The following is a 6,706-nucleotide window of genomic DNA, read 5'->3' as shown; positions in this document are numbered from 1 at the left end:
CGCCAGCACGGGTGTGGTGACGCGTATCGGCAATGACTTCAACTCGTTTGGTCTGGCCTGGCTCTACCGTATCTGAGAGTCAGTCCTTGTTCACCCATGACTCGGGCAGGTAATCCAGCTCGAGCTTGTTGACCGTGGTGCGAAGTGTCTCTTCCAGGTTGGCAAGGTCCGTTTCACCGACCTTTGTATCGTAGTGGCGGCGCACATGGTCGACGGCTTCCATGCTGTCCATCGCAAGCTTGACGCCTCTTTCGGTGAGGCGGATTTCCCTGGCACGTTTGTCGCGGCTGTCCGTGTCGCGCGCTATATACCCCATCTGCTCCAATTCCTTGAGCATTTTCCCCATCGCCTGCTGCGTAACCTGTGCCCGCTCCGCCAGTTCACTGACGCGCACGGAACCCATGCCGAGATTGGCAAAGACCTGGCTGTGGGAGGGTCGAATCTCCGGATAGCCCCTGGAACTGAGCTCGCGCCAGATTCTGCGCTCGTAATCGCGCGAGAACTCGCGCAGTAGTCGCGGTAGGTTATTCGACAACCGATAGGCTATTTCACGATTACTCTGGGCGGTTGTTTTTGTCACGGTGAAGCCTCCAGTAGTCCTGGCTTGGCAAGTAAGGCAGGCTACTTTTTGTTATGTGGCCATATTACACGTCACAACAAGGAAAAAGTCACTGTCCACTTCCGCAAAAACTGTGAAGAAGGTCGAGAATTTGAAGGTGAATCCCGCAATCCGTTACACTGCGTGCCTTTTATCCGGGGAGACAAGGCGTGGCACGCATTATCACGGTTAACACCAACGGAATTCGCGCCGCAGCGCGTAAGGGGTTTTTTGAGTGGCTGCCAACGCAGGATGCAGATGTGGTCTGCATCCAGGAAACCAAAGCGCAGATTGACCAACTCAGCGATCCGGTTTTTCACCCCGAGGGGTATCACACTTTCTACAATGATGCTGTGAAGAAGGGTTATAGCGGCACCGCTATCTACAGCCGGGTCAAGCCGCGTCAGGTGATTGATTCGCTGGGCTGGGACCCAGCCGACTCGGAAGGGCGTTATCTGCAGGCAGACTTTGACGGCTTGAGCGTGATTTCACTCTATATGCCCTCAGGGTCCAGCAGTGAAATGGCCCTGGAGAAAAAGTATCGGTTTATGGACAAGTTCCTGGAGCATCTGCGCGCACTGCGGCGTAAGCGCCGTGAATTTGTGATCTGTGCAGACTGGAATATCTGTCACCAGGAAATAGACCTGAAAAACTGGCGCAGTAATCGCAAGAACTCTGGCTTCCTCCCTGAAGAGAGGGCATGGCTGGATCAGGTATATGACGAAGTGGGGTACCTTGATTCTTTTCGCCTGGTTGATTCCTCGCCCGAGCAGTACACATGGTGGTCAAATCGCGGTCAGGCCTGGGCAAACAATGTGGGTTGGCGGCTGGACTACCAGATGATTACGCCAGACCTGCGCGATTCGGTTCTGGCGGCGGATATTTACAAGGATGAGCGGTTCTCTGATCATGCCCCGCAAATCATGGACTATGATTTCGATATCCGCTGAGTTGCTCGACCCGCTTCGCGGGTTAACGGCGCCGGGGAAGTCTTCTCAGCGGATTGCCCACACACCGGAAACCCTGTACATTTATCGCCGTTTTGACGCCCGCAAAGCGGGCCTACACAGAAGGTATTGACTATGAGTTTGTTTATCGCCAGTGCACACGCACAGGCAACGGGCCAGGCGCCACAGGGTGGTGAATTGTTCCAGATCGGTTTTCTGGTGCTGCTGTTTGTCCTGTTCTACGTTATCGCTATCCGCCCGCAGCGGAAACGGCAGAAAGAGCATGCAAGTATGGTAGCGGCCCTGAACAAGGGTGACGAGGTGGTGACCAGTTCCGGCATCCTGGGCAAGGTGACGTCACTGGACGACAATTATATGGTGCTCAATGTGGCAAATAATGTGGATATGAAGTTTCAGCGAATCCACCTGCACGCCGTTCTGCCCAAGGGCACACTCAAGTCCATCGGTTAACCGCCATGCCAGGGACCGGTCTTCACTTCCCCCGCAAGATCGACCTGGCGAGGACTCCCACGCCATTACAATATCTGGAACGCGCTTCTGCCCGTTGGGGCAGGGGCCATCGCCTGTGGATGAAGCGCGATGACCTGACCGGCTGTACGCTCAGTGGTAACAAGGTACGTAAACTGGAGTACATTGCGGCTCATGCGCAGGACGGGGGTTACGATACCCTGATTACCTGTGGTGGCATTCAGTCCAATCATTGCCGCGCCACCGCGTTCGTGGGCGCACAATTAGGCATGCCGGTACATCTGGTTCTGCGTGGCAAAGCGACCGGTACAGCCCAGGGTAATCTCTTTCTGGATCACCTCGCCGGCGCGACGGTCAGCCACTATCCAACAGCCGAATACGTAAAGGGCCTGGATAGCATCCTCGATCACTGGCAGAGCCATTATGCGCAACAGGGGCGTAAGGCACTGGTCATTCCCACCGGGGGCAGCGATGGTCTTGGCGTCTGGGGCTACCTGTCTGCCGCTTTGGAAATTGCAACAGACCTGCACAATGCCAGGATCGACCGTGCGCACCTGGTCTGCGCCAGCGGGTCGGGCGGCACGCAGGCGGGGCTCACTCTGGGTGCGGCGTTATTTGCAATGCCGGCCACGGTGTGGGGGGTAAATGTCTGCGATGACGAACAGTACTTTCTCAACAAGGTTGCCGCCGACGTTGCGGACTGGCAGGCGCGGTATCCCGCCGTGCCGCAAACAACGTTGGATATTCGTGTGCTCGATGGTTATGTTGGTGACGGTTATGGCAGGGCGTCAGCTGCAGTCTTCGACCTGATTGCGCAGTTAGCGCGCCTCGAGGGCATCGTGCTGGACCCCGTCTACACCGGTAAAGCGTTCGGCGGCATGATCGCCGAGATCGAGCAGGGGCGTTTCGAGGGCACGCGTGACATCGTTTTTGTTCACACCGGAGGTATTTTTGGTGTGTTTCCGCAAAGTGGCAGCTTCAATTGGTAGTCTAAACCCGCACTGGCTGGCATAGAACAACAATAAGCAGGGGTTATCCTATGACTGAACTCATTCAAACGGTGAATAGCTGGGCCTGGGGGCCGGTAATGCTGGTTCTGCTGCTCGGCACCGGTGTCTACCTCAGCGTCGGCCTGCGGTTCATGACCCTGAAGAAAATCCCGGTGGCGCTGCGCCTGCTGCTGCAGGGCCGCAAGGGGAAAGGTGAGGGGGATATCTCACCCTTCAGCGCGTTGATGACCTCCCTCTCCGCCACCATTGGAACCGGTAATATCGCCGGAGTCGCCACCGCAGTGGCGCTGGGCGGCCCCGGCGCGCTGTTCTGGATGTGGATTACTGCCCTGGTCGGCATGGCAACCAAGTACGCGGAGGCCGTTTGTGCAGTGACGTTTCGGGAGCAGGATGAGAACGGCAACTACAGCGGCGGCCCCATGTATTACATTCGCAACGGCTTGCATCGCCGTTGGCACTGGCTGGCCTATGCATTTGCCCTGTTTGGCTCGCTGGCCGGTTTCGGTCTGGCCAATACCGTGCAGTCTAATTCAGTGTCACAGGTGCTCAATGACGCATTTAATGTGCCGCCTATCGTCACCGGGTTAGTATTGATGGCGCTTGTCGGTGCTGTGGTACTGGGCGGCATCAGGCGCATTGCCAGCGTGGCGAGCCTGCTGGTGCCGATGATGGCGTTAAGCTACATTCTGTTGAGTGTGCTGGTAATCGCGATGAATATTGAGCAGGTGCCGGCTGCGCTGGTGACCATAGTCGACAGCGCGCTCAGTGGCTCTGCGGCCGCCGGGGGCTTTGCCGGCGCCACGGTGTGGGCGGCGCTGCGCTTTGGTGTGGCACGCGGGATATTCTCCAATGAGGCAGGCCTGGGCAGTGCGCCCATCGCGCACGCCGCCGCACGCACAGATCAACCTGTACAGCAGGGTATGATCGCCATGCTTGGTACCTTCATCGATACCCTCATTGTCTGCACCATGACCGGGCTGGTTATCGTGATCATGGATGTGCTGCCCACCGGTATAAGCGGAGCCAGCCTGACTTCCCTGGCCTTCGGCAATGCGTTACCCGGAGGAGAGTATATCGTCACCCTGGGTCTGTGCCTGTTTGCCTTCACCACCATGATTGGCTGGTCTTTTTATGGCGAGCGTTGCGTTGTCTTCCTGGTTGGGGCGCGCGGTGTCCTACCCTTCCGGGTGTTCTGGGTTCTAGCCATCCCGGTGGGCACACTGGTGCAACTGGATCTGATCTGGCTGATTGCCGACACCCTCAACGCCTTTATGGCGGTTCCCAACCTGGTAGCGCTACTGCTGTTAGGCCCGCTTGTCTTCAGGGTCACCAGGGAGTACTTCGACAATCGCGATATCGGCCACTAGTATTCGCGCCTATATTGCGCAGTATCAATTCAGCGCTGTACAGTTCGTGTTTCGATACGCTGCCAGACTGGCGTCGCTGCCGACGTTCAAGATAAGAGAGAGGACAGGCATATGAGTAGGTTGGTCTCCAGTGTTGATGACTGCGTTGAACGAATTATCGAGGCCGTGGGTCCCGATATCCGCCTGGGCGCCCCTCTGGGCCTGAGCAAGCCGGTACAGCTGATCAACGCCCTGTATCATCGGGTAGCGGCCGACCCCGCACTCTCCCTGCATATTTTCACCGCTCTCTGCCTGGAGGTGCCCAAGCCCGGGAGTCATATTGAAGCGGCGCTGGCCGGCCCCATACTGGAACGAATGTTCGGCGACTACGAGGAGCTGGCGTTCCTCGAACCGTTCAAGCGTAACGCGCTGCCCGCCAACATTCAGCTTTCCGAGCTGTACTTCAAGGCCGGCTCAATGAAAAATCATAGCATTGCTCAACAGCACTATATCTCCAGTAATTACACCCATATCTGCCGCGACATGCTCGGTGCCGGCGTCAATGTCATGGTGCAAATGGTTGCCGCGCGCGGAGAGGGGGAGGGGCTTCGTATCAGCCTTTCGGCCAACCCGGACGTCGCCCTGGAGATGAAGGACTGGATTGACGGGCTGGACCGTCGCGTCGTGCTCGCGGCCCAGGTGCATGGTGATATGCCCTTCATGGAAAATGATGCTGAGGTGCCTGCGGACTTCTTTGACTGGATTGTACAGAACGAGGTTTACGATAAGACCCTGTTTGCCGTGCCCAACGCCGCGGTTCCCCTGCGTGATTACGCAACCGCCCTGCACGCCAGCAGTCTGATCGTGGACGGGGGAACACTGCAAATAGGTATTGGTTCACTGGGCGATGCTGTGGCCCACGCATGTATTTTGCGACATCAGGATAATTCGACTTACCGCCAGCTGCTTGATGACATCAGCAATGAGCCCCTGTCGCCCGATCTTGACCTGGGCCAGTTTGAACGTGGAATGTATATCTCCACGGAAATGTTCGTGAACGGCATGATGCACTTGCTGGAGCAGGGCGTTGCCAAACGCCGGGTATACGACAATCTCGCCTTGCAAAAAGGACTTAACAGCGGTGCGATTACCGAGCGTATCGATGGAACGCTCTGGGACTATATTCGCGAGCAGGGGCTGATGCCGCTGCATCTCGATAGCGCGTCCCTGGCTGAGTTGCAGTATTGGGGCGTGATTCCAGAGAGTCTCGCCCTGGTCGGCAACCAACTGAGCCTGGATGGCGCTGAACTTGCCAACAATATGGACGATAGCACCACCCGAGCCGCGTTGCTGGGGGCCGCAGAAGGGGCGCACCTGCGACACGGGCGTATCCTGCATGGAGGCTTCTTCCTCGGCCCTCGTGACTTTTATCAAAAGCTGCGCGACCTGGATGCGGAGGGGCAGGAGCGCATCTGCATGACCGGCGTGCGCCGCACCAATCAGCTATTGCTGGATTATCCGCTTTACTGCGCACAGCGCGGCGATGCGCGGTTTATCAATACGGGCATGATTGCGTCACTCAATGGAGCTGTCGCTTCCGACGCGCTAGAGGACGGTACGGTCATCAGTGGCGTGGGAGGACAATACAACTTTGTGGCGATGGCCCACGACCTGCCCGGCGCTCGCTCCGTTCTGTGTATTCGTGCGACACGCGGTGAGGGCAAAAGCCTGAAGTCCAATATCGTACCTTTCTATGGGTACACCACGATTCCCAAGCACCTGCGCGACGTAATCGTCACCGAGTATGGTGTTGCTGATCTTCGCGGCCAGTCGGATGCAGAAGTCATAAAGCGGCTGATCAATGTCGCCGACTCCCGTTTCCAGGGCGAACTGCTGGCATTTGCAAAAACCCACGGTAAGGTGGAGGCAAATTACGTTATCCCCCGGTTTGCCCTCAACAACACGCCGGAGAAACTGGAGGCTATCCTGCGCCCGCAGATGGCAGCGGCAGTCTTGCCTGAATATCCTTTTGGTACCGAACTTAGCCCCCAGGAGCAGGCACTGGGCGCCAGTTTGCGGCACATCAAGTCGTTGGCTGATGAGCCCAGGCATTTTCTCACCAGCGCCTTCAAGGCAATGCTTCACCGTGCGGACGAGGACGCGGCGCGTCCCTTCCTCGAACGCGTGCACCTGGAGCACCCCGGCACGACCCGCGATTTCCTGGTGCAACAGATGTTGCTTCTGGAACTGGAAGAACGGGGTATGCTCAAGGTCAGCTAAGCTGCTGGCGGGGAGGTCGACTCACGGGTATGCTTG

The 6,706-nt window shown here is 57.4% G+C and carries 6 protein-coding genes; 5 read left to right on the top strand and 1 reads right to left on the bottom strand.

The genetic code is table 11. The annotated features are described in order from the left end of the window. Nucleotides 1–79 precede the first annotated feature (79 nt). Nucleotides 80–580 (bottom strand): MarR family winged helix-turn-helix transcriptional regulator, encoded by a 501-nt coding sequence (locus C0039_RS19650; protein ID WP_076001422.1) that lies wholly within the window; start codon nucleotides 578–580, stop codon nucleotides 80–82. Nucleotides 581–768: 188 nt separating this feature from the next. On the opposite strand from C0039_RS19650, the gene C0039_RS19645 reads away from it, so the two are divergent. The 5 genes from C0039_RS19645 to C0039_RS19625 all read left to right on the top strand — a co-directional run bounded on the left by C0039_RS19645 (nucleotide 769) and on the right by C0039_RS19625 (nucleotide 6,670). Then, on the top strand, nucleotides 769–1,548 hold the full coding sequence (locus C0039_RS19645) for an exodeoxyribonuclease III (RefSeq protein ID WP_101519061.1): 780 nt from the start codon (nucleotides 769–771) through the stop codon (nucleotides 1,546–1,548). Between the two features lie 132 nt (nucleotides 1,549–1,680). After that, complete coding sequence (gene yajC, locus C0039_RS19640; RefSeq protein ID WP_076001421.1) at nucleotides 1,681–2,016, top strand: preprotein translocase subunit YajC; 336 nt, start codon at nucleotides 1,681–1,683, stop codon at nucleotides 2,014–2,016. A 5-nt stretch (nucleotides 2,017–2,021) separates the two neighbouring features. Continuing rightward, the gene (locus C0039_RS19635) at nucleotides 2,022–3,023 is read left to right on the top strand and encodes a 1-aminocyclopropane-1-carboxylate deaminase/D-cysteine desulfhydrase (protein WP_076001420.1); all 1,002 of its coding nucleotides are present in this window, start codon (nucleotides 2,022–2,024) and stop codon (nucleotides 3,021–3,023) included. Nucleotides 3,024–3,073: 50 nt separating this feature from the next. Next, complete coding sequence (locus C0039_RS19630; protein WP_101519060.1) at nucleotides 3,074–4,411, top strand: alanine/glycine:cation symporter family protein; 1,338 nt, start codon at nucleotides 3,074–3,076, stop codon at nucleotides 4,409–4,411. A 111-nt stretch (nucleotides 4,412–4,522) separates the two neighbouring features. Further along, nucleotides 4,523–6,670, top strand: coding sequence for an acetyl-CoA hydrolase/transferase C-terminal domain-containing protein (locus C0039_RS19625; protein ID WP_076001418.1), 2,148 nt, complete (start codon nucleotides 4,523–4,525; stop codon nucleotides 6,668–6,670). Nucleotides 6,671–6,706 lie beyond the last annotated feature (36 nt).

This window comes from Pseudohalioglobus lutimaris (assembly GCF_002866825.1).
Taxonomy (GTDB): domain Bacteria; phylum Pseudomonadota; class Gammaproteobacteria; order Pseudomonadales; family Halieaceae; genus Halioglobus; species Halioglobus lutimaris.
The sequence above is the reverse complement of the archived record's forward strand: the minus strand, read 5'-3'. Positions and strand labels throughout refer to the sequence as shown.